At 61.7% G+C, this 20,757-nt stretch carries 19 protein-coding genes and 1 tRNA gene; 6 read left to right on the forward strand and 14 right to left on the reverse strand.

Going from position 1 to position 20,757, the window contains the following annotated elements; translation table 11 throughout:
• Positions 1-21: 21 nt before the first annotated feature.
• Positions 22-309 carry a GCG_CRPN prefix-to-repeats domain-containing protein gene (locus tag PR017_RS04720; RefSeq protein ID WP_111220532.1) on the reverse strand — a complete coding sequence of 96 codons (288 nt, stop codon included), beginning with the start codon at positions 307-309 and terminating at the stop codon, positions 22-24.
• Between the two features lie 223 nt (positions 310-532).
• Here PR017_RS04720 and PR017_RS04725 point away from each other — a divergent pair.
• Positions 533-609: transfer RNA gene (locus tag PR017_RS04725), tRNA-Pro, on the forward strand.
• A 322-nt stretch (positions 610-931) separates the two neighbouring features.
• Here PR017_RS04725 and PR017_RS04730 read toward each other — a convergent pair.
• The 8 genes from PR017_RS04730 to PR017_RS04765 form a co-directional block, all read right to left on the reverse strand.
• Positions 932-1,888: a quinone oxidoreductase family protein gene (locus PR017_RS04730; RefSeq protein ID WP_111220533.1), complete on the reverse strand. Its 957-nt coding sequence runs from the start codon at positions 1,886-1,888 to the stop codon at positions 932-934.
• Between the two features lie 299 nt (positions 1,889-2,187).
• Positions 2,188-2,337, reverse strand: a complete 150-nt coding sequence (locus tag PR017_RS04735) for a hypothetical protein (protein WP_162854771.1) — start codon at positions 2,335-2,337, stop codon at positions 2,188-2,190.
• Between the two features lie 106 nt (positions 2,338-2,443).
• A complete protein-coding gene (locus tag PR017_RS04740) occupies positions 2,444-2,734 on the reverse strand; it encodes a helix-turn-helix domain-containing protein (RefSeq protein WP_111220535.1) in 291 nt (96 codons plus the stop codon).
• Complete coding sequence (locus tag PR017_RS04745; RefSeq protein ID WP_240538997.1) at positions 2,731-3,933, reverse strand: glycosyltransferase family 4 protein; 1,203 nt, start codon at positions 3,931-3,933, stop codon at positions 2,731-2,733. Before PR017_RS04745 ends, PR017_RS04740 begins: the two co-directional genes overlap by 4 nt.
• A complete protein-coding gene (locus PR017_RS04750) occupies positions 3,930-5,189 on the reverse strand; it encodes an O-antigen ligase family protein (protein WP_111220536.1) in 1,260 nt (419 codons plus the stop codon). Before PR017_RS04750 ends, PR017_RS04745 begins: the two co-directional genes overlap by 4 nt.
• 5 nt (positions 5,190-5,194) lie before the next feature.
• A complete protein-coding gene (locus tag PR017_RS04755) occupies positions 5,195-6,757 on the reverse strand; it encodes an undecaprenyl-phosphate glucose phosphotransferase (RefSeq protein ID WP_111220537.1) in 1,563 nt (520 codons plus the stop codon).
• Positions 6,758-6,835: 78 nt separating this feature from the next.
• Positions 6,836-7,981 carry a glycosyltransferase family 4 protein gene (locus PR017_RS04760; protein WP_111220538.1) on the reverse strand — a complete coding sequence of 382 codons (1,146 nt, stop codon included), beginning with the start codon at positions 7,979-7,981 and terminating at the stop codon, positions 6,836-6,838.
• 6 nt (positions 7,982-7,987) lie between these two features.
• Positions 7,988-8,563 (reverse strand): polysaccharide biosynthesis/export family protein, encoded by a 576-nt coding sequence (locus PR017_RS04765; protein WP_111220539.1) that lies wholly within the window; start codon positions 8,561-8,563, stop codon positions 7,988-7,990.
• A gap of 176 nt (positions 8,564-8,739) precedes the next feature.
• On the opposite strand from PR017_RS04765, the gene PR017_RS04770 reads away from it, so the two are divergent.
• The gene (locus tag PR017_RS04770; RefSeq protein WP_111220540.1) at positions 8,740-10,971 is read left to right on the forward strand and encodes a GumC family protein; all 2,232 of its coding nucleotides are present in this window, start codon (positions 8,740-8,742) and stop codon (positions 10,969-10,971) included.
• Between the two features lie 8 nt (positions 10,972-10,979).
• Here PR017_RS04770 and PR017_RS04775 read toward each other — a convergent pair whose 3' ends face one another.
• Positions 10,980-12,233, reverse strand: a complete 1,254-nt coding sequence (locus tag PR017_RS04775; RefSeq protein ID WP_240538998.1) for a GNAT family N-acetyltransferase — start codon at positions 12,231-12,233, stop codon at positions 10,980-10,982.
• Positions 12,234-12,358: 125 nt separating this feature from the next.
• Positions 12,359-12,568: a DUF2842 domain-containing protein gene (locus PR017_RS04780; RefSeq protein ID WP_111220799.1), complete on the reverse strand. Its 210-nt coding sequence runs from the start codon at positions 12,566-12,568 to the stop codon at positions 12,359-12,361.
• Positions 12,569-12,692: 124 nt separating this feature from the next.
• Here PR017_RS04780 and PR017_RS04785 point away from each other — a divergent pair, with 124 nt between their 5' ends.
• From PR017_RS04785 to PR017_RS04800, 4 genes are all read left to right on the forward strand, one after another.
• On the forward strand, positions 12,693-13,796 hold the full coding sequence (locus PR017_RS04785) for a COX15/CtaA family protein (RefSeq protein ID WP_111220541.1): 1,104 nt from the start codon (positions 12,693-12,695) through the stop codon (positions 13,794-13,796).
• Positions 13,797-13,877: 81 nt separating this feature from the next.
• Complete coding sequence (locus PR017_RS04790; RefSeq protein WP_240538999.1) at positions 13,878-14,891, forward strand: glycosyltransferase family 2 protein; 1,014 nt, start codon at positions 13,878-13,880, stop codon at positions 14,889-14,891.
• Positions 14,884-16,473 carry a glycosyltransferase family 39 protein gene (locus PR017_RS04795; protein ID WP_111220542.1) on the forward strand — a complete coding sequence of 530 codons (1,590 nt, stop codon included), beginning with the start codon at positions 14,884-14,886 and terminating at the stop codon, positions 16,471-16,473. The genes PR017_RS04790 and PR017_RS04795 overlap by 8 nt, the downstream gene beginning before the upstream one ends.
• Before the next feature lie 238 nt (positions 16,474-16,711).
• Entirely contained in the window at positions 16,712-17,665 is a 954-nt protein-coding gene (locus tag PR017_RS04800; protein WP_240539013.1) for a murein L,D-transpeptidase catalytic domain family protein, read from the forward strand.
• A 45-nt stretch (positions 17,666-17,710) separates the two neighbouring features.
• Here the strand turns inward: PR017_RS04800 and PR017_RS04805 are convergent, their stop codons facing one another.
• From PR017_RS04805 to speB, 3 genes are all read right to left on the reverse strand, one after another.
• A complete protein-coding gene (locus tag PR017_RS04805) occupies positions 17,711-18,502 on the reverse strand; it encodes a sulfite exporter TauE/SafE family protein (protein WP_111220544.1) in 792 nt (263 codons plus the stop codon).
• 22 nt (positions 18,503-18,524) lie between these two features.
• Entirely contained in the window at positions 18,525-19,457 is a 933-nt protein-coding gene (gene argC / locus PR017_RS04810) for an N-acetyl-gamma-glutamyl-phosphate reductase (RefSeq protein ID WP_111220545.1), read from the reverse strand.
• A gap of 82 nt (positions 19,458-19,539) precedes the next feature.
• Positions 19,540-20,493 carry an agmatinase gene (gene speB, locus PR017_RS04815; protein ID WP_111220801.1) on the reverse strand — a complete coding sequence of 318 codons (954 nt, stop codon included), beginning with the start codon at positions 20,491-20,493 and terminating at the stop codon, positions 19,540-19,542.
• Between the last annotated feature and the right edge of the window lie 264 nt (positions 20,494-20,757).

The raw sequence follows: 20,757 nt of genomic DNA on the forward strand, positions 1-20,757 counted from the left end.
AACGCACTTTATGCGACGATCTCAGTAGTCGTCGTAGTGGCGGTGATGGCGCCATCTCCGGTCACCCCAGTAGGGTGGCGGCGGGCGATGGTGACCGTAGAAACGCGGTGGTGGTGGTGGCGGGCCGCGGCGCCAGCCGTTGCGTCGGCAATCGCCCCACGGTGTCTGGTGGAAGCCGGGACCGCAGACGTAATCGACCTGCACGACGACGGTCGGGGCCTTGGCAATCAAGACCGCAGGCATTGCGCTCGCGCCCGTCGCGAACAAGCCGCCGACCAGAATTGCAGAGGCAATAATCATGTTCTTCATCAAACTTCCTCCTATTGGACGGCTTATTTAGCGACTGGAGGTCTGAACGGCTGATGAACCGAGTTAGGCCATTTCCGGGCAAAAATCGGGCATTCTGGGAACGCTGGCATATGGCGCTGGACTGGAAACTCAACCTGCGCCGAAAATTCATTCGGCACCCGGCATTTTTTCGCTTGCGTCCAGAAAGTCGAAAGACTAATCAGACCAAGCCTTTTAGGCGGGTCGGGGCGTAGCGCAGCCCGGTAGCGCACTTGACTGGGGGTCAAGGGGTCGCAGGTTCAAATCCTGTCGCCCCGACCAATTTAAAACAAAGAATTACCCCCAGTGGTCTTTGTAAATTTTCCTACTTTATGCCAGTACAGCTTAGAGGCTAAATCCGTTATCCTCGTCACCGCAACGATCGGCACTATCTTGTCGAGGTGAGTTGCTGCATTTGCCGGATGATTCAGAAGCTTAAGTCAAACGACTTCGAAATCAGCATTGTAATGCGACGAAGCATTTCCATCATTCGGGTGGCGAGAGGTTCGCAACGACGATGAACTGCTGGCGGGAGCTTGCGTATCACAGGCGACGGTACGCCGCCTGTGACTGCAGTCCAATCTACGCCTATCTGCCCGAAAGCCTAGACCGTCATGATGACGCGACCGATGCGGCCGCGTTCTTCGGCCCGTCGGTGGGCTGCGGATGCCTCTGAGAGGGGGAAGGTGGCATCGATCGGGACATTGAGGGCGCCGTCCCTGGCCATCGGGAACAGTTCCTCGATAAGCCTGCGTGCATCCGGATCGGTCATCGCCGTACCGAGCAGGCAGCCGATGATGACGTGACGGTGCATCAGGATCTGGCCTGCATCAATCATGGTGCTACGGCCGCCGAAGACGCCGATCAGCACGGCCTTGCCGCCGTCCTTCAAGATCTTGAGGGCATCGACGAGCGCGTCGCCACCAACATTGTCGATGATGAGATCGACCTCGTTGCCCCCGAGAAGCGCGCGGACCTGATCGCTCGCCGGCCTGTCAGCGGTGACGATTGCGTCGGAAAGACCATAGGACTTTAGCTTTTCTAAACTCTCTGCCTTTGTGCCGGTTCCGATCACCCGTGCGCCGGCCTTGGCGGCAAGCTGGACGGCGGCAAGACCGACGCCGCCGCTCGCGCCGAGCACGAGGACGGTCTGTCCGCTCTGCAACGCACCGAGCTTGAGAGCGTAGGCTGCCGTGCCTGGGCCGACCGGAATGGCGGACGCCACGCCGATATCGAGGTCATCGGGAACGATGAAGCAATTTGTCGCCGTGACCGCGCGAAGAGTGGCATGCGATCCCTTCCATTGGAAAGTTGCAACGCGCTGCCCGACGGAGAGCCCTGTGACAGCCTTGCCAACCTGCAGGATCGTGCCTGCTGCCGCATAGCCGACCACTTCATCGGCACCCTGGCGGGTCAGCGCCCGGTTAATCAGGTCGCCGCCCTCGATGCTGATAGCCTCGACGCGGATGAGCACCTCGTCATCGGCGGGAACAGGATCGGCAACCTCGCCGTAATGAAATACATCCGGGGTGCCTGGTTCGCTGTAGATTGCAGCTTTCACTGGCTTTTCTCCTTGTGGGATAAGTCGCCATTGGGCGACAGACCGCGCAGATGTAGTGTGCTGCTCGCGGCAGACAAGCGCGCCAGTGGCGACATTGTGTAGTAGACCTAATGATTAGGCTTCAAATCTAAAAGTGGTGTGAATTCAGAGGCGGCTGATCCTGAGCGCTGTCTCGGATGGCGGTTGATCACTGCACCGCCCGAAAAGGATGTAGGCGCCTTAGCTGCTCATAGAAGGAAACACTGTTCAAATGGAGCACGCGGTCGGCAGCGTCGCGAGAGGCGGCCGACCCCGGTCGGTCATTTCTGTTCGACGGAAACGCCATTCTTGCCGATGGTGAGTTCGACACCCTCGGGCTTCTGCTTTTCGTGATAAACATAGGCGCCGAGGCCGATGACGGCGACGATCAGTGCGCCGATGATGAGATAGAGCCCGTTGCTGCGATTCAAGATGTCCCCCTGAGCGTAATGCGGGGGCGGAATGCGCGGCTGCCGTTTTTGTTCCATGCGTTGCGGGAATTATTGCGAGCGGAGCAATGATGTCGAAACGTTAAATTCAGTCGTCGTTGGTGGAATTGAGGTTTTCGGGGCGTGTGCCCTCGTCGCCGTGGGTGTGTTTCAGCCTCAGCCCGGCACCGCCTCCGTCCTGGCTGCCATCGGCGAGAAACTGTATCCCACTTGATTCGAGCGCAGCGCGGATGGCCGAGACTGCGTGGCTGTTGGCGGTTCTAGCGCCGGTTTCGATGGCTTCGACCTCGGCGGACGTGAGCCTGGCGGCGTCGGCCAGCTGCTGAAGGGAGAGGCCGGTCATGGCGCGGGCGGCGCGGATTTGTGCTGCTGTGATCATGCCTTCAACTCTAGGGCATTCTCCGGCGTTCTCAAGAGGGTCGGCAGGCGATGGCCGAGCAATTCGAAATAGATTTCCTCCGTTTCGTCGGCCATGCCTGACAGCGTGTATCGGTTGCGGCGGCGCTGCGCCTCGGCGGTGAAGATCGTCCTGGTCTCCGGCTCGGCAGCGCTCAACATCGCGGCTGCCAGCTCGGCCGGATCGTCGCCGTTGGCAATCCTGATCCCGTTGCGACCGTCTTCGAGCACCGTGCTGACGCCGCCGACGTCGGTCAGGATCAGAGGCTTGGCGCCCGATGCTGCCTCCAGCATGACGTAGGACATGGCCTCGTAACGGCTCGGCATGACGACGATATCGAAAGCGTCGATGGCGACAGGGCCGGGGATGCTGCTGTCAAGATGAGCACGGTCTCCGAGACCGACCGCCGCCATGCGCAGTCTGACCTCGTGCTCGAGCTCGCCGCTGCCGATCATCAGCAGCCTGGCGGAAGGCAGCCGTTCTGCTACGCGTGCAAAGGCGGAGACCAGACGTTCCGGCGCCTTCTGGGCGGAAAGCCTGCCGACGAAGCCGAAGAGGATATCGTCCGGAGCAATGCCAAAGCGGGTACGAATTGCCTCGCGTTCGCCGACCGGCGGTCGGGCGACGCCGTTATAGACGACCCGCAGCCGGCGTCTGGGAATGCCGATCGAGACGGCGTGGTCGTATTCGTCGCGCGAGACGCAGATCACACGGTTAGAAAAGAACGTGCCGAGAAGCCGCTCGATGCTGCCGAAGACAAAGCGCGGCTTTGCTCCGAGCGCGGGATCCATCGTCCGGAAGGCGTGCGGCGTATAGAGCACCGGCGTCTTCGACCAGGGGAGCCGCAGGCGCGCGAGAGCCCCGGCCTTCGAACTATGGCCATGGATCAGGTCGAACGGGCCATGCGTGGCGATGATCCGGCGGATTTCCAGCCAGGCGGTGAAGTCGGCCGGGCCGAGAGCCCGCTTCATGCCGACGGAATGCACGGCGGTGAGGCCCATGCCCTCTAGTTCCTCGATAAATTTCTGTTCGGCGCGCACCGGTGAATAGATCGCCGTCACGGCATGGCCACGGTGTTGCATGGCCCGGCAGAGGTCGAGGAAATGCCGGCCGGAGCCGCCGCCGCCGGGCTCGAGGATCTGCAGCATCGACAGGTGCGTCGTCGCGGTGCTGGCGTTCATGCCGCGATTTCTCCCCGGGCAAGCCGGTGCTGGTGGCGAACTTCGAGCGCACCGCAGCCCCAGACGATCCCGATCAGCATGTAGAGATGGCGCCAGTGATCCGTGTCGATGACGTTGCCGATGCCGACGTGGCCGAGAACGACGATCCAGGCAATCATCAGGAACGGTTGCCAGGGCCGTTCCTTCAACACGTTCTTGAAGCCGATATAGATGGTCCAGCAGATCATGCTCACCCAGCAGAAAAACCCGATCCAGCCGTAGGTCGTCAGCGTCTTCAGCCAGATGTTGTGTTCGTCCTCGCGGAACATTGTCGCAAACACCAGCGGACCGATGCCGAGCGGGCGCTGCATCGACAGCAGGAAGCCGATCCGATGGCGCTCGAAGCGCCCTAGGTGCCCTCCGTCATAGTCCTGCACGAGCTGGGTGCGGGTCGAAAACAGGTCGCTGACCTGGTGGAACTGCAGGGCGACCAGAAGTGCGGCTCCGAGCAGGAGGATCGCCGTCAGCGTCATGACAAGGATGCGCAGGCGAAACGTGTTGCTGCGGTGCTTGAGCAGCATGAAGAACACCAGCGCCACGGACGAGAAGCCGAACAGGCCCCATGCGGCGCGCGAAAACGACAGGAAGATGCCGAGTGCGAGGATGGTCAATCCGATTGCCTTCAGGGGCGCCTTACGGAGGTCGTCGATGATGATGCCATGGATGAGATACAGCGTCGGCGCCACGAGATAGGGACCGAAGACGTTCGGATCCTGGAAGGCGCCCATTGCGCGGTCGTAGCGTGTGAACATGCCGGCACCGGGAAAGGCATGGAAATAGCCGAGAATACCGAGCAAGGCCGTAATGATGGCAGCAGCCACCCAGACCTTGAACATCAGCTTCAGCACATTGGCGTTGTGCTCGATGATGGCGGCATAAAACACTGCGCTGAGGGCAAGAAAGGTGGAGACGGCGATATAGATCGGTGCGTCCATTTCTGCGCTGCCGAGATCGCGCATCTGTGTCATCGACAGCATCCCGCCGATGTTGAATGTCAGAAACAGCACGAGCAACGGCGCCACGCTGCGCGATATGCGCAGTCCGAGCATGAACCAGAGGCCGATCAGCATCGCCATCCACAGTTCGTACGGCGCCGGTTCCGCGACGACGAAGCCGGAGAGGAAGACGCCGAACGCAACGCAGCCGGTGCCGATCAGCCGCAATGCGGCGAGTTGCGGTTGGGTGACCTGCGGTGATGGGGTGGCGAACGTGCTCATCGGGCTCAATAGGCGTTTTCGGTGTTGAACAGGCGGATCGGCGTCAGGAACAGGATCTTGAGATCGAAAAGCAGCGACCAGTTCTCGATGTAATAGAGGTCATAGGCCGTGCGGAATTTGATCTTGTCGTCATTGTCGATCTCGCCGCGCCAGCCGTTGATCTGCGCCCAGCCGGTAACGCCGGGCTTGACGCGGTGGCGGGCAAAATACCCCTCGACGACATCGCCATAGGATCGGTCATGGCTGGCGGCGGCAACCGCATGGGGGCGTGGGCCGACCAGCGACAGTGTGCCCAGCAGCACGTTGAACAGTTGCGGCAGTTCGTCGATGGACGACTTGCGGATGAAGCGGCCGACGCTGGTAACGCGCGGATCGCCCTTGGTGACGGCATTGCGGGCTGTCGGGTCGCCCATGTCGGTATACATGGAGCGGAACTTGAAGATCTTGATGATCTCGTTGTTGAAGCCGTGGCGCTTCTGCATGAAGAAGACCGGCCCCTTCGAGTTTACCTTGATGGCAATCGCCGCGCCGACCATCACCGGCCAAAGCAACAGCAGTGCCAGCACGCTGAAAAATACGTCGAAGACCCGCTTGGCGACCGAGTCCCAGTCGGGGATCGGCTTGTTGAAGATGTCGAGCATCGGCACAGAGCCGACATGCGAATAGGCCCGCGGCCGGAAGCGCAGCTTGTTGGCATGGGCGGCGAGCCGGATATCGACCGGAAGCACCCACACCTTCTTGAGAAGCTGCAGGATACGCTCCTCCGCCGATATCGGCAGGGCGATGATCAGCATGTCGATACGGGTGACGCGGGCAAATTCCACGAGCTCGGCGACTGTGCCGAGTTTCGGATAGCCGGCGACGACGACGGGCGATCGTCTTTCTCCGCGGTCATCGAAAATGCCGCAGATGCGGATATCGTTGTCGACCTGATCCTCCAGCGCCCGGATTAGCTCCTTGGCAGGTTGACCGCCGCCGACGATGACCGCGCGACGTTCCATGATGCCGTTTCGCGCCCAGCGGCGAATGCCCCAGGCAAACAGCAGCCGCTCCGCAAACAGGAACGCCATGCCGATCAGGCACCAGCTCATGATCAGCCGCGGCGGAAAAGTCGGCAGCATCTTCAGGGCAATCGCAAACAGCGGCATTGCGACGAACGGCAGTGCCCAACCGAAAACGATGCGGCGGAGATGGCGCGTCGGCGCGCGCAGCACCGGTATCTGGTAGGTGTCAAAAACTTGCAGCGAGAGAATATTGATCCCGGCGACGAGCACCGTGACCGGAACCTGGATCAGCGCTTCGTAGGTCGGGCTGCCGAAACGCAGGTAAAGCAGCAGCAGTCCCAGTGCCAGCAACGATAGGAACTCGAACAGCATGAACTGGCCGATGATGATCGACGGCGTGTAATTGCCTTCGCGAAACTGCTCGGCGATCTGACGCGCAAACGGATTGAGCTTGACGCTGCCCTCGGCCTCGACCTTTTCGTCGGGACTGCGAGCACGGATTTCCGAGACGCTCTTGCGAATTTTGTCGAGGTCGAAGTCATCAGGCTTTTCGATATTTGTCATCGCTCTCGATCCGTCTCACTGACGTATCAATTTCTATCGAAAGGCCCCTAAGGATGGCTTAGTAAGGTAGGTTAAATTTTAGGAACTGGCCCGGAGATCCAGTATATCTGTATATAGCTTCAGAATTTCGCCTGCCATAACGGGCGCTGAAAATCTTTTGTGTATCATTTCGAGACCAGGCATCACGCGGATACGCCAGTCCGGTTCGGTGATCGAGGCAGCCATGATACGCGCAAGGTCTGCCACGTTGCCGGCTTCGGCAAGGCCTCGGCTGGTTGCGCCCAGCACTTCGGGAATTCCACCGACTGCCGATGCGATGACGCCCTTGCTGGCCGCCAGTGCCTCGAGCACGATATAGGGCATGGATTCGGCGCGGGAGGGAACAACGACCGTCTGCGACATCGACAGGGCGTCCTCGATACGCATGGCGGGAAGAATACCGACCCGCGGATAAAGTCCGTCCGCGACTATCATTCTCATGTATTTGTCCCTGTCCTGTCCATCGCCGATCAACAGCGCGGACAATGGCCGACCGACCAGTCTCTCGGTCTGCCCAAAGGCCTCTATAAACAGATCGGGACCCTTGAGGTCCCGAAGCATGCCGATATAGACGAAGTCGACGGAGTCTGATCGGGTTGGAACAGTCCTGAAATCCCGCTCGTTGATGCCGTTGTAGACGAGCCTCGAGATGGGGGAGGGAGGGCCGACCTTGGCCTCGTAGGCGTGCCTCTCGAAATCGCAAATGAAAATCAGCGCGTCCGTCAGGCGCTCCTGCAGGCGTTCCATCGTGAACACTGCGCGTCCCTTGAGGGACGCCTTTGAAAAATGCAGGCTGCCTCCATGGGCGGTATAGACGCGGGCAACGCGATACCTGTTCACCCGCAACACTGTGCCGATGACGCGCGCCAGCATGCCGCCTTTGGCGCCATGTCCGTGCAGCACGTCCGGCCGCAAACTCTTGATCGTCCCGTAGCCCCGCCAAATCGCCGGTACGTCCGCAAAACTCACCGAACGGTGGATCGGCATACGCGTCAGACCAAGCGCCAGGAACGGCTTTATTTCGTCAAACAGCGCATCCTCGTGCGCTCCGCCGGTCAGGCTGTCGCAGACGATCCCGACGTGATGGCCGGCCCGGCTGTGCTGCTCGGCCAGATCGCGCACATGCCTGAAGATCCCGCCAACGGGCGACCTGAAGCAATGGATAATGCGCAAAGGCTTCGCCATCGAAAATCAGAACAGCCTTTCGCGGACGTAGATGGTGTCGCCTGCAAGCACCGCATCGGAGATCCCGACGCGCCCTGTCATCACATGGCCGTTGATCTTGCGGGTCACGTCTGTATTGCCCTGATAGGCGCGCGGCGTAAAGCCGCCGGCGGCGGCTACCGCATTCTGGATCGTCATGCCCGGGACATAGGAGTATTGGCCGGGCTGGCCGACTTCGCCCATGACATAGATGGAGCGATAGCGGTCGACGTCGATGGAGACGTCCGGGTCGCGCAGGTAGCCCTGCTTGAGCTTCGACGCGATCTCGCCGGACAGTTGCTGCATCGTCTTGCCACGGGCGGTCACCTGGCCGATCAGCGGCACCGAGATATAACCGGCCTGATCGACCGTATAGGTATTTGTGAGCGCTTGCTGCTCGAACACGGTCACACGCAGGCGGTCACCGCTATCGAGCCGGTAGGGCTGGATAGTCGCTGCGCTGAACGCCTCTGGCGCCGGCTTATAGCTCACGCAGCCGCTCAGGGCGATGCCGAGGACAGCCATGCTCAGGACGACGACGATGTTACGCTTAGCGAATGACATCCGCGTGCTCACAAAGGAATAAAATCATGAACCCGTTATCGGTCTGTTAGGGTTAACAGACGGTAAATCGGGACGACAAATTGCGGAGATTGCGCCGGTTCAGCGGAAGAAGGGCCTTAACCCTTGCGTTACCATAGTCGTCTACGGTTGCCGCCAAACGAGTATCGGAGTGCGGTATGCCCGGCGTAAACAGCAACCAGCAGGATGTCGACATAGACTTGAGCCAGCTTTTCCGGGCCGTATGGCGCCGGCGGCTGCGCGTGGTACTCATCGTCACTGCCGCCGCTCTTGGCGCCTTCGTGATCGCCAAGGTCGTCTCGCCCGAATATCGCAGCGAGACGAGGGTGCTGATCGAGCCGCGCGCTGCGGCCTTTGCCACTACCAGCAACCAGGCAAGTGCCGGCAGCAACGATGCGTCGCTGCTCGATGAACTCAATATCGCCAGCCAGGTGCAGATCCTGCAGTCGGCCGACCTGATCAAGCAGGTGATTACCCAGCTGAAGCTCTACGACCTGCCGGAGTTCGAGGACAGCGCGCGGTCGTCGGCGCTGTCCGGTCTGTTGGTCACCCTGCATCTGAAGAAGCCTTCATCCGACAAGGCACCGGAGGAGCGCATTCTCGATGCTTTCACCGAGCGGCTGCAGGTCTACCAGATCAACACGTCGCGCGTCATCGGCATCCAGTTCACCTCGCGGGATCCGAAGCTGGCAGAGAGCGTTCCGAACGCCATGGCTTCGGTCTATCTGTCCATGGAGAGCGGTGCCAAGCTCGATTCCAACGCCGAGGCAACCCGCTGGCTGGAGCCGGAGATCGCCAACCTGCGCATAAAGGTGGCGGAAGCCGAAAAGAAGGTGGCCGACTATCGCAGTGCCAATGGCCTGCTGCAGACCAACGACACCACCAGCTTTTCCAACCAGCAGCTGACAGACATCTCTACGCAGCTTGCCCAGGTGCGCGGCGACAAGGCGAATGCCGATGCCCGGGCCCAGGCCGTGCGCAATGCACTGGCCTCCGGCGGCCCCACCGACACGCTGAACGACGTCAGCGGCTCGCAGACCATGCAGCGTCTCAAGACGACCGAATCCGGTCTTGAATCGCAGATCTCCGACCTTTCGACGACGCTGATGGACGGTCACCCTCGGCTGAAGAGCCTGCGCGCCCAACTGGCTGATATCCGCTCGCAGATCACCCGCGAGACCCGCAAGATCCTTACCGGCATCGACAACGAGGCAAAGATCGCCGCGATGCGCGAGCAGCAGTTGTTGGGCCAGTCAAAGCTTCTTAAGGCGGACAGCGCCCGTGCCGGTGAAGACACAGTCGGCCTCAACGCCTTGGAGCGTGAGGCAACTGCCGAGCGGCAGCTGCTCGAGACCTATCTTGCCCGCTACCGCGAGGCGGCCTCCCGTTCCGACAAGAATTCCAGCCCTGCCGACGCACGCATCGTGTCGAGTGCCGTCGAGCCGGTCGACCCCTACTTCCCGAAGGTCGGGCCGATCGTCGTCATCGCCGCCGTCGCCGCCTTCGTGCTCAGTGCCATCGTCATCATGCTCATGGAGCTGTTCAGCGGTCGCGCCCTTCGGCCGGTGGGCCTACCCAACGACAGTGCGCGCCGTGAGACCGTGTTCGAAGACGATAGCCCGCTGAGCGCGACGGCTGCGCCGCTACGCCGTGCTGTGGTGCCCGCAAGCCTGCTGTCGGCAACGCGCAGGGTGCCCGAACGGGCTACTGTGCAGCCGGAGACAATTATTCAGCCCCCGCCGACCGCCGTCGTCGTCGAGCCGGAAGCGCTGCCTGCCGCAGCTGTCGAGGCGGTGGAGGACTTCTCGATCCCATCGGTCGCCGAATACTTCATCGATGCCAAGGTGCCGATGGCGATCGCCGTGTCGCCGGATGGTGACGCCGGTTCGACTGCCACCGTCATGCTGGCCCGCACCATCGCCGACAGCGGCCGTCGCGTCGTGCTTGTTGACATGACCGGCACAGCCTGCCCGACGCGCCTGATGGCCGACAAGCCAGGACTTCCGGGCGTGACCGATCTTTTGTGCGGTGAGGCAGCGTTTGCCGACACCATTCATCCCGACCGCCTCTCCGACGCCCATCTGGTGCCGCTCGGAGCAAGCGATCTTGCAAGCGCCATGCACGAAGCCGACCGGCTTTCGCTGATCCTCGAAGCACTGGCGTCGGCCTATGATCTGGTGCTGGTCGAATGCGGGGCGGTGAAGGTCGACGGCATTGCGAAATTGACGCGCAGCAAGGATGTAGAGATTATCCTCTCCATGCCCGTGCCGGATGAGGTGAAGTTCGTCGCCGTCATGCATGATTTCCAGCAGGCCGGCTACGAGCATCTGGTGCTGATGTCCGGCATCAGCAGCGACGGTGACGAGGACCGGCACCGCACCGCCGCCTGAGGCTTGCTTCAGGCTTCGTCCGGCGTTGTCGCCTGCTGGCGGCGAGCCCTCAATTTCTGGATGGCACTGTACAGGCGCGGGTTTCCTTTGATCAGAGCCTTTGCCCGCGTCATGCTTCTCTGCCCGAAAGCGGCGACCCTCCCGAGTGGCGAGACCGGCAGCAGGATATCGTGCTGCACCGTCTGCACCGGGCACCACGAGCGCTTGTAGAGCTGGTCGCCGATGCCGAAGTCGAACAGCGCGACGCCGGATTCCTGGCACTTCTCGATCATCACCCAGAACAGCAGTTCGCCGGGGCTGGCCTCCGGGACGACGCTCTCGTCGATTGAGGCAAACTGGCAGATGACGTGGTCTCCCTTGCGCGACAGGGCTGCAATTGCCGGCAGATGACCGTCATGCCGTCCCTTGAGCCTGATGGCGTGCAATTCGAGCGCGATGCTGTCGCCCTCGACATTTTTCGTCGCGAGCAAGCGCAGCAGGAAGTCGCGGGCGTCGCTTCCCTGGAAGACATCCGGCAGCCCGGCCGCTCTGAACCGTTCTGCTTTCTGCTGCAGGAAAAGATCGAGCATCCGCCGCTTTTCCTCCGACGTCGTCGCGACGACATGCTCGAAACCACCGATTTCATTCAGTAACTTCGTCTGGGACCGATGCTTCTTGCGACGCCTTTTCGCATTGACCTGGCTGAGCGTTTCCTCGAACGAACCCAGCAGAGGCAGCTGGAAGGCACGGTTTTGGTTTTCGACGAAGGGTAGTGAGGCGAGGGGGCTGACACGACCGCGCCACTCCAGCGGCAGGTTCGACAGCAACAGCAGATCGGCGTGCCCGCGCAACGCGACAGCGATGGCCGCCTGAACATCTGCCGAAAGGGTTGTGACGTCGGCAAGAAATTTCGCGGAGAACAAGCCGGTATTGATGTTGCTGCGTGGAGCGCCGATGAAGCGCGCGGTTCTGACGCCATGGCTGCGGACGATTTCCAGAGGCAGAATGAAAGCCACTTCGGAACCGATACTCGCGTGCAGGATGGCAAGCGTCGGCCGATAAGTCTCGACCCAGGCCGCGCACCACCCGAAACTCTGGTGCAGGGAGATCAGCCTGTCTCGCTCTAACCCACGCCATTCCGCTTCCAGAGGCACCATGTTGTCGCTGACGGTGATCGTCAGCGCGCCGTTGCCGGCCTGCAAAGGCGATGCTGGCCGAGGCTGTGCGACCACTGCGGTTTCGCCATCGGTCGATGTTCCGGTTTCGCCTGTCGCCGTCCGCACTTTGGCCTCCGCGCCTGTTCTGCAGGCGCACGCTAGGGGCGAGGCCGTCTATTTTAGGTTTAAGCGCAGGTTTGGCCGGTGTCTTCCGGCGATCATGCTTAGCCGGCGGTTAACGCGGCAGGCAGCTAGCCCTGCTTCGGTCCAGACATCCATTTGATCAATCCCATCGCCGGCAGGATCCACAATAGGCCGGTGAGGAAGAAGTAGGTGAGGTGCACCCACCAGGGCGAGGCTCCGAGCGCATTGACTGCCACGGTCGTCGCCAGCAGAGCATAGCCGAGCACCAGCACGATCAACAGGATGGTGCCAATGAATTTGCGCAGGCGGATGGGCATGATGGCACTCTCCTCGGCAGTCGATTGCGGGGACGGGGAGTTGCGACCCCATGCCGCAAAGGCGCAGCCCTTGTTTTGCACCGCGCGCTGGGGCAAATCAACAGGCAGATTGAAGGAGCCCACCATGGCTGTTGCACATTTTTCCACCGAACAGGCCGTTCGCGGCGAGGTTGCCCGGCAGGACCGCAATCGCCGCGCCGTCCGCATCTGGCTCGGCCTCGTGCTACTGTCGCTGTTCTGCCTGGTTCTGGTCGGCGGCGCGACGCGGCTGACCCAATCCGGACTGTCGATCACCGAGTGGAAGCCGATCCACGGCGTGATCCCGCCTTTGAACGCCGCCGAGTGGCAGGATGAGTTCGATCGCTACAAGCAGATCCCACAATTCAAGCTGCTGAACAGCGACATCACGGTCGATGATTTCAAGAGCATCTTCTGGTGGGAATGGGCGCATCGGTTGCTTGCGCGTGCCATGGGCGTCATCTTTGCCGTGCCTCTGATCTTCTTCTGGGCGACCGGCCGCATCGAGAAAAGCCTGCGGCTGCCGCTGGTTGGCATTTTTGCGCTTGGCGGCCTTCAGGGCGCCATCGGCTGGTGGATGGTGTCGTCGGGCCTTGAAGCCCGCACCGATGTCAGCCAGTACCGGCTGGCCACGCATCTTGTCACGGCCTGCCTGATCTTTGCTGCCTGTATGTGGGTGATGCGGGCGCTGACCCCGCATTCGGACGACGCGCCGCCGAGCAGCCATTCCGGCCGGATTGCCGGTCTGATTGCCCTGATGGCCTTGTTCCAGATCTACCTCGGTGCGCTGGTCGCAGGCTTGCATGCCGGCCTCAGCTACAACACCTGGCCGTTGATGGACGGCGCCGTCGTTCCCGGCGACCTGTTCGTCCAGAACCCGTGGTGGATCAATTTCTTCGAGAACCCGAAGCTCGTGCAATATGTCCATCGTCTTGGGGCCTACGCGCTGACTGCCGTGGTGCTGGTCAACATGATCGTCTGCCTGCGTGTCACACCCGGCAGCACCCACACCCGCCGTGCCGTCGTACTGGCGTTTCTGGTGCTTTGCCAGGCCGGGCTCGGCATCGCCACGCTGCTGATGCAGGTGCCTCTGCATCTGGCACTCGCGCACCAGGGCGGTGCCCTTGTCGTGTTCGGGTTCGCTGTGGCCAACTGGCGCGGTTTCTACGGCGAATATCCGCGCGACACCACGGTGGTTGTTGGCGCCTGACGCTGCCGGCGATCATGCCGCGCGAAGTCATTGGCCGAATCGGCAAATAGTTGCATTCTGCGCAAAAGCGATGGGATGCAGATGAACTGGCAGCTACAAGACGAAAACAGCGGCGGCAAAATGCCTCTGCTGTCGCTGGTCGTGCCTTTCTACAATGAGGAAGAGACGGTTGCGGTCTTCTTTGCCGCCGTCGTCCCGGCTCTGGAGGTCATTCCTGCGCTGCGCTTCGAGATCGTTTGCGTCAACGATGGTAGCCGCGACGACACCTTGCGCCTGCTCCTTTCCGCGGCCCGCAGCGACCCTCGCATTCGCGTCATCGATCTCACCCGAAATTTCGGCAAGGAGGCCGCCCTCTCGGCTGCCATCGACGAAAGCCGTGGCGATGCTGTCGTTCCTTTCGATGCCGACCTGCAGGATCCGCCCGAACTGATCGCAAGGCTGGTAGAGCGCTGGCGTGAAGGATATGACGTCGTGCTCGCCCGTCGCACAGATCGCCGCTCGGACGGCGCTGCCAAGCGGCTAACGGCGTCCTGGTTCTATCGTCTCCACAACGCCGTCTCGGATGTGCAGATCCCGGAAAACGTCGGTGACTTCCGGCTAATGACGCGTGAGGTCGTCGACGCCGTCAAGCAATTGCCGGAGTCGCATCGCTTCATGAAGGGCCTGTTCGCCTGGGTCGGCTATGAGACGGCAATCGTCGATTATACCCGCGAGGCGCGCGTTGCCGGTCAGAGCAAATTCGCCGGCTGGCGCCTGTGGAATTTCGCCCTCGAGGGCATTACCAGCTTCAGCACGCTGCCGATGCGTATCTGGACCTATCTCGGGGTCGCCGTCGCGCTGGTCGCTATCGGCCGCGCCGCTTTCCTCATTCTGCGAACCTTGATCGAGGGCGTCGATGTGCCAGGCTACGCGTCGCTGGCGACCGCAATCCTTCTCCTCGGCGGCATACAACTGATCGGCATCGGGACGCTCGGGGAATATATCGGCCGCATCTATCTCGAGTCGAAGCGCCGGCCCATCTACCTCATCAAGCGTCGCCATGAGGTCGTAGTCTCAGGACTGCCACTTGCCACGGCGCACCAGGACCATGTCTGAGGGACCCGCGGATGCCGGCCGGGCGCGTGGCCGGAGTGGGATGTCGCTGAGGGGATTGCTCGCCAGGGATGCGCCCCTCGGCACCCGCATATTCTGGATTGCCTGCGTCGCGATAACGTTGCTCGGGCTTGCGTTGCGGCTGCCCAACCTGGCTACCCGGTCGCTTTGGCTGGATGAGGCCTATACGGCATGGTTTGCCGCGCTGCCGCTGCGTGCGCTGTGGACCGAGGTGCCGCTCTACGAAACCCATCCGCCGATGTACTATACCCTCCTCAAGGGCTGGACGATGCTGTTCGGCAACTCGGAGGCCGCTCTTCGCATGCCTTCGGTACTGGCAAGCGTCGCCACCATCCTGCTGGTTACGGGAGCCGGTCGCGTCCTCAATGCCGGTCCACGTGGCGACCGGATTGCACTGCTGGCGGCGCTGCTGCTGGCGATCAACGCGGGCAGCATCAATTATGCGCAGCAGGCGCGACCCTACGCGCTGGAAACTTTTGCAGCATCTATTGCCGTTCTCTCGGCGCTGATCCTGCTGCAGCGGCTGCGGGCCGGTGCTGAGCAGTCTTTTCTCATGCGCCCTCTCGTACCACCGATGGCAGCTCTGGGGCTCTCTACGGCCGCGACGATGTGGCTTCACGACACCGGCATCCTGGTCGCCCTCGGGATATGGGCCGGGCTGATAACGTCGCTGCTTGTCTTCGTTCCCGGCCGCCGGGCAGGGCAGGCTCTAGCTGTCGCCTTGCCGGGCGTCGTGGCACTCCTGCTGTGGTCGCCCTTCCTGCCGATGTTCATCCGGCAAAATTCCGGCATGGCGTCGCTCGAATTCTGGATCACCTTCTCGCCCTGGGACCTATTGACCGCCTGGTTCCTGGTTGCAGGCGGCTATCTACCCTTCATTCCGGCTGTCCTGCTGTTCCTCGCAGGCATGGCGTCGGTCTGGCGCAACCAGCGGCCCCTGGCAGCGCTCGTCCTGGTCGTGGTGTTCCTGCCATGGGCGACAATGCTGGCGATCAGCTATTTCATAAAGCCTGTCTACATCGACCGCCTGTTCGAATGGATGGCGCCGACGGTGCTCGGATTGATCGCCATCGGTATGCTGGCCAGAAGCCGCTGGGCAAGCCTGCGACTGGTGACCGTCGTGCTGTTCATCGGCATGTGCCTGATGTCGACCAACGCAGTCTATCACCTGGACACAGAGGACTGGCGCGGCCTCGTCGCATCCATTGCGGCAGATGCCGAGCCCGGCGATCTGGTCATAGCCTCCCCGAACGAACTCGATGCTCCTCTGCGGTACTACATTGTCCGCACCCAGCCATTCCCGGATTTGATGGTGCTGCCTGCGCCGTTTCCAGCGCTTGGGTTGCCACGCGTCTACGTCAGCAATCGCGGCGCGCCGAAAATCATGCCCGAGGATCGCCAGCAGGTTAGGGCAGCTTTGGAGACGCACCGACGCGTCTGGCTGATCGAGCGGGCAACCGATCTCTACGATCCGCAAGGCCTGATGCGCGCCGAGATCATGACGAGCCGCCACAAGATATCGTCGCGCATCAGCGACAGCATCTCGCTCGATCTGTTCGAATGAGCGATGCAATCTGCTTCCGCTACCGGGATGTCCCTTCAATGAAGCAAGTTTCCCGCAAAAACCGTCGGCTCACGAAGGATTGACTCGCCTGTTTACGAAATATGCTCCGAATCGCTCTATCGACTGTGTTTGACGGCTCGCTGCATGCTAGGGCGAGCCCTGATTCTCTAGGAGTGCTTAGTACGTGCGGTTGCCTTCGACCTTTCGGACCATCGGCCAGACCATTGGCGTCTTCAGCATTGCGGCGCTCCTCGGCAGCGCCGTGCCAGCCTCTGCCGTCCAGCAGTCGGGCTCCTTCCCATCCTGGCTCGATGCCCATGTCGGGCTCGGACCGGGCCAGATTGCGCGGCCTGTCCTGAAGCGCGCCCGTGTTCTCTACCAGCAGCGCGTCAGCGAAGGCAGGGTCCGGAACCCCTGCTATTTTGCAATGGATGCCACCAAGCCGAACGATCCCGGCAGCGAAACCTCGGGTGGCCGCTTCTACATCATCTGCGAGGCCAGCCAGTCGTTTCGCGCGATCGCAGCCGGCCACGGCAGCGGTACGAAGCTTCCAGGTGTCGTCGATTTCTCCAACGGCCGGGAATGTGCCCGCAATTTCGGCAACGCTATGGACTCCAACCTGACGACGGGTGGCTCCTATGTCACCAGCGAGGTGAAGACCTCCTTCAAGGGATATTACAAGTCATCGGGCGTTAAGGACGCTGTCTTCATGCGATCCTTCCTACAGTTCGACGGCGAGGGGGATACTGCAAATGCGCGCGCCCGCGTTATCGGCGGTCACGCAGCCGCGAAGGTGGCCGCCATGTGCATGATGAAGGCCCCGGCAAGTCCCTACGCCAACAAGGACGGCTATGTGCCGTTCGGCAATCTGGTTAATTACGCCGGCGGCCGTAGCAATGGCTGCACCAGCTGGTCGCCGACCGATGCCAACCAGGTCATCTCCATGGTCAAGGACAACCCGACGACGCTTTATATCTATCCGGAGTCATCAGACATCTCAGCCGTTGCCAAAGCCGCTGCGTCCCATGCATCGCTGTCGCAAGCGAGGCTGTACTGGAACGATCAATGCCTGCAGAAGATCGGCACCCCGAAATTCTGGTCGAAGACAACTCTCGAGCCGGTGATCGCCAAGTATAAGGCCGACAATCCCCCGAAGCCCGGCAGGCCGCTTCCCGTCTGCGCGCCGCAATAAACGGTCCCAAGCATCGGTAGAGCTGAAGTCTGTGGGGCATCCGGTCTAGCGGAAGATGCCATCCAGCGCCGGCATACCGAGCACAGCAGACGTGCCGATCAGCGCATAGCAGATCCAACGGAAGGTGCTTTCGCGGGCGAGGCCGAACAGCCTCGCTCCACCGTAAAGGCCGAGCGCATAGCTCGGCAGGATCACAACCGTCAGCGCAAACACCTGCGCAACGAACAGGCCGCCGGCATAGTAGCTGACGACGCTGAGGATGGTCGAGATCGAGAAGTAGAGGATGATGTTGGAGCGGACGCGGGTAAAGTTGCTTTTGCCACCGAGCCAGAAGGCAACCACCGGCGGCCCACCAAGCTGGGCCGCGCCACTGAACAACCCCGCTATGAAACCGACCGCCGCCGTCAACGGCCGCGTCGGCTCGCCGTGGTAGCGCCAGCCGGATACCAGCAGCGTCAGCAGGCATGCGGCGATTGCGGTGATCAGCCAGCGCAGCAGCAGCGGATCAATCAGCGCGAGTACGGCGGTGCCGAGTGGCACGCCGATGATAGCCCCGGCCGCCATCGTCACCACCTCGCGCCGGTTCGCCAGATGAAAGGCCGGACGTACCATTCCAAGCGTCGCCAGCCCATCGACCACCAGCAGCACCGGAGAAATCAACCTTGGGCCAATCAGTGCACCACCGAGCGGAATGAGGATCAACGCCGCGCCAAATCCTGAAAAACCACGCGCAAGACCGGCAACGAGGGCGATGGCGACAAGCGCCACCAGACCATGTGCAGGCAGGGATGCGATAAACCAGGCGTCAACGACAGCCCGCAGCGCATCCAGAGACATTGCTTGGCTTACTCCCGGGGTTTCAGGCGGACAGCATCAGGTCCATGTTCTGCACGGCAGCACCTGAAGCGCCCTTTCCGAGATTGTCGAGCAGCGCCACCAGATTGACCTGGCTGCCACCCGGCGTTCCGAATACGAAAAGCTTCATCGTATCCTTGCCGGCCAGTTCGACCGCATCGACGCGGGGCTGGGCGCGGCTGGCATCGAGCGACACGACCTCGACGATATCCTGTCCGGCGTAGTAGTCCGTGAGCGCCGCGTGGATGGTTTCCAGCGTCGTTCCTTCCGCCAAGGCATCCAGATGCAATGGGACTTGGACGATCATGCCCTGCGGAAACTTGCCAACCGACGGCGAGAAGAGCGGTGCGCGGTCGAGCAGGCCATGGGTGGTCATTTCAGGCACATGCTTGTGATTGAGCGGCAGGCCATACAGGAAGTGTGGCGACGAGATCGAGTCAGGCCGGCTCGGGTCTTCCATCTGGGCGATCATCTGCTTGCCACCACCGGTATAGCCGGAGACCGCATTGACGGTAACGGGATAGCCATCCGGCAGCATGCCGGCAGCCCTCAGCGGCCTTATCAGCGCGATGGCACCGGTCGGATAGCATCCAGGATTGGCGACGAGACGCGCCGCCGCGATCTTGGCGTCCTGGCCCTTGGCCATCTCGGCAAAGCCGTAGGCCCAGTTCGGATCGATACGGTGAGCCGTCGAGGTGTCGATGATGCGGACATTGTTGTTGCCGGACACCATGGCCACCGCTTCGCGGGAAGCATCGTCCGGCAGGCAGAGAATGGCGATATCGGCGCTGTTCAGCATATCCTCGCGGATTGCCGCATCGCGTCTCTGTGCTTCCGGGATCGACAGCAATTCCACATCGCGGCGATCGGCCATACGCGTGCGGATCTGCAGGCCCGTGGTGCCGTGTTCGCCATCGATGAAGATTTTCGGTGCCATGATCGTCCTGCACTTTCAAAGGGTTCGCGTGATCTGCGGAATCAGTATGCCATCAACTTGATTCAGAATGATAACAACGGTCTCAGCGGCTTGTCGCCAGTCGCCCGGCAAGCAGTCCGAGCATATACATTGCCACCGTTGCGCCTGCAATGGCGGTGATATCGGCGTGGTCGTAGGCTGGCGCCACCTCGACGACATCCGCGCCGCGGATGTCGAGCGATGACAACCGCTGCAACACCGATAGTATCTTGGCGCTCGACGGCCCCCCGGCGACAGGCGTTCCGGTACCGGGTGCATAGGCAGGATCGAGGCAGTCGATGTCGAAGGTGAGATAGGCCGGCGCACTGGCGGTGCGGGCGAGGATCCGGGCGGCGATGTCGGATGCTGTCATGTCCTCAACTTCGTAGCCATGGATCATCTCTATGCCGCAATCCTCCGGCGCCTGGGTGCGGATGCCGATCTGGATCGAGCGGGAGGCATCGATCAACCCGTCGCGCACCGCGCGGCCGACGAAGGAGCCGTGGTCGATGCGCCCAGCCTCATCCGTCCAGGTGTCCTGATGGGCGTCGAACTGCACCATTGCCAGCGGCCCGTGCCGCGCGACATGGGCTTTCAGCAACGGCCAGGTGATAAAGTGATCGCCGCCGAGCGTCAGCAGGAAGGCACCGCTGTCGAGCAGCGTGTTGGCCTGGCGTTCTATTGCCGCAGGCGTAGCGGCATGATTGCCATAGTCGAGCAGGCCGTCGCCATAGTCGATGACAGCCATTTCGGCGAACAGGTCGCGCCCGAACGGATATTGCGGATCGTTGTCGAAGATCGCCGAGGCGCGGCGGATCGCCTGCGGCCCGAAGCGGGCGCCGGGGCGATTGGAGGTGGCCGCATCGAAGGGGATGCCCCACACGACGGCATCTGCGCCTGTCGGATCCTTGGTGAAGCGGCGCCGCATGAACGACAGGGTACCGGCGAAGGTGGGGTCGCTGGCGGCCGAGGTGAGGGAGGTTGCGGTAAAGGCGTGGTCGATGGATTTGCTGGCCAAGCTGCTGTCCTTCGCATTCATTTCGTCTTCGAGCCACGCAGTTTCAGCCGCAGCGGCCGCGCGTGCTTGCCTCGTCATTTTACGCTGCAGTTCTGCGAATAACTGACGGCCAGACATAGTCTTCAAAGCCTGAGTGACTCAAAGATGAATGTCACCGACAGCCGTACGTATTGCAACGGGTGGAGAGCAAAAAAGGCGGCCGCATCGTCTCCCAGACTATTCCCGCTGACGATGCCCGCGCGGGAGGATCGACAAGCGCAAGCT

Source organism: Rhizobium tumorigenes (assembly GCF_003240565.2).
Taxonomy (GTDB): Bacteria; Pseudomonadota; Alphaproteobacteria; order Rhizobiales; family Rhizobiaceae; genus Rhizobium; species Rhizobium tumorigenes.

Coding starts and splice junctions, on each gene's coding strand:
- PR017_RS04720 (WP_111220532.1), bottom strand. CDS start 309: ATGAAGAACATGATTATTGCCTCTGCAATTCTGGTCGGCGGCTTGTTC.
- PR017_RS04740 (WP_111220535.1), bottom strand. CDS start 2,734: ATGATCACAGCAGCACAAATCCGCGCCGCCCGCGCCATGACCGGCCTC.
- PR017_RS04745 (WP_240538997.1), bottom strand. CDS start 3,933: ATGAACGCCAGCACCGCGACGACGCACCTGTCGATGCTGCAGATCCTC.
- PR017_RS04750 (WP_111220536.1), bottom strand. CDS start 5,189: ATGAGCACGTTCGCCACCCCATCACCGCAGGTCACCCAACCGCAACTC.
- PR017_RS04755 (WP_111220537.1), bottom strand. CDS start 6,757: ATGACAAATATCGAAAAGCCTGATGACTTCGACCTCGACAAAATTCGC.
- PR017_RS04760 (WP_111220538.1), bottom strand. CDS start 7,981: ATGGCGAAGCCTTTGCGCATTATCCATTGCTTCAGGTCGCCCGTTGGC.
- PR017_RS04765 (WP_111220539.1), bottom strand. CDS start 8,563: ATGTCATTCGCTAAGCGTAACATCGTCGTCGTCCTGAGCATGGCTGTC.
- PR017_RS04770 (WP_111220540.1), top strand. CDS start 8,740: ATGCCCGGCGTAAACAGCAACCAGCAGGATGTCGACATAGACTTGAGC.
- PR017_RS04780 (WP_111220799.1), bottom strand. CDS start 12,568: ATGCCCATCCGCCTGCGCAAATTCATTGGCACCATCCTGTTGATCGTG.
- PR017_RS04785 (WP_111220541.1), top strand. CDS start 12,693: ATGGCTGTTGCACATTTTTCCACCGAACAGGCCGTTCGCGGCGAGGTT.
- PR017_RS04790 (WP_240538999.1), top strand. CDS start 13,878: ATGAACTGGCAGCTACAAGACGAAAACAGCGGCGGCAAAATGCCTCTG.
- PR017_RS04795 (WP_111220542.1), top strand. CDS start 14,884: ATGTCTGAGGGACCCGCGGATGCCGGCCGGGCGCGTGGCCGGAGTGGG.
- PR017_RS04805 (WP_111220544.1), bottom strand. CDS start 18,502: ATGTCTCTGGATGCGCTGCGGGCTGTCGTTGACGCCTGGTTTATCGCA.
- argC (WP_111220545.1), bottom strand. CDS start 19,457: ATGGCACCGAAAATCTTCATCGATGGCGAACACGGCACCACGGGCCTG.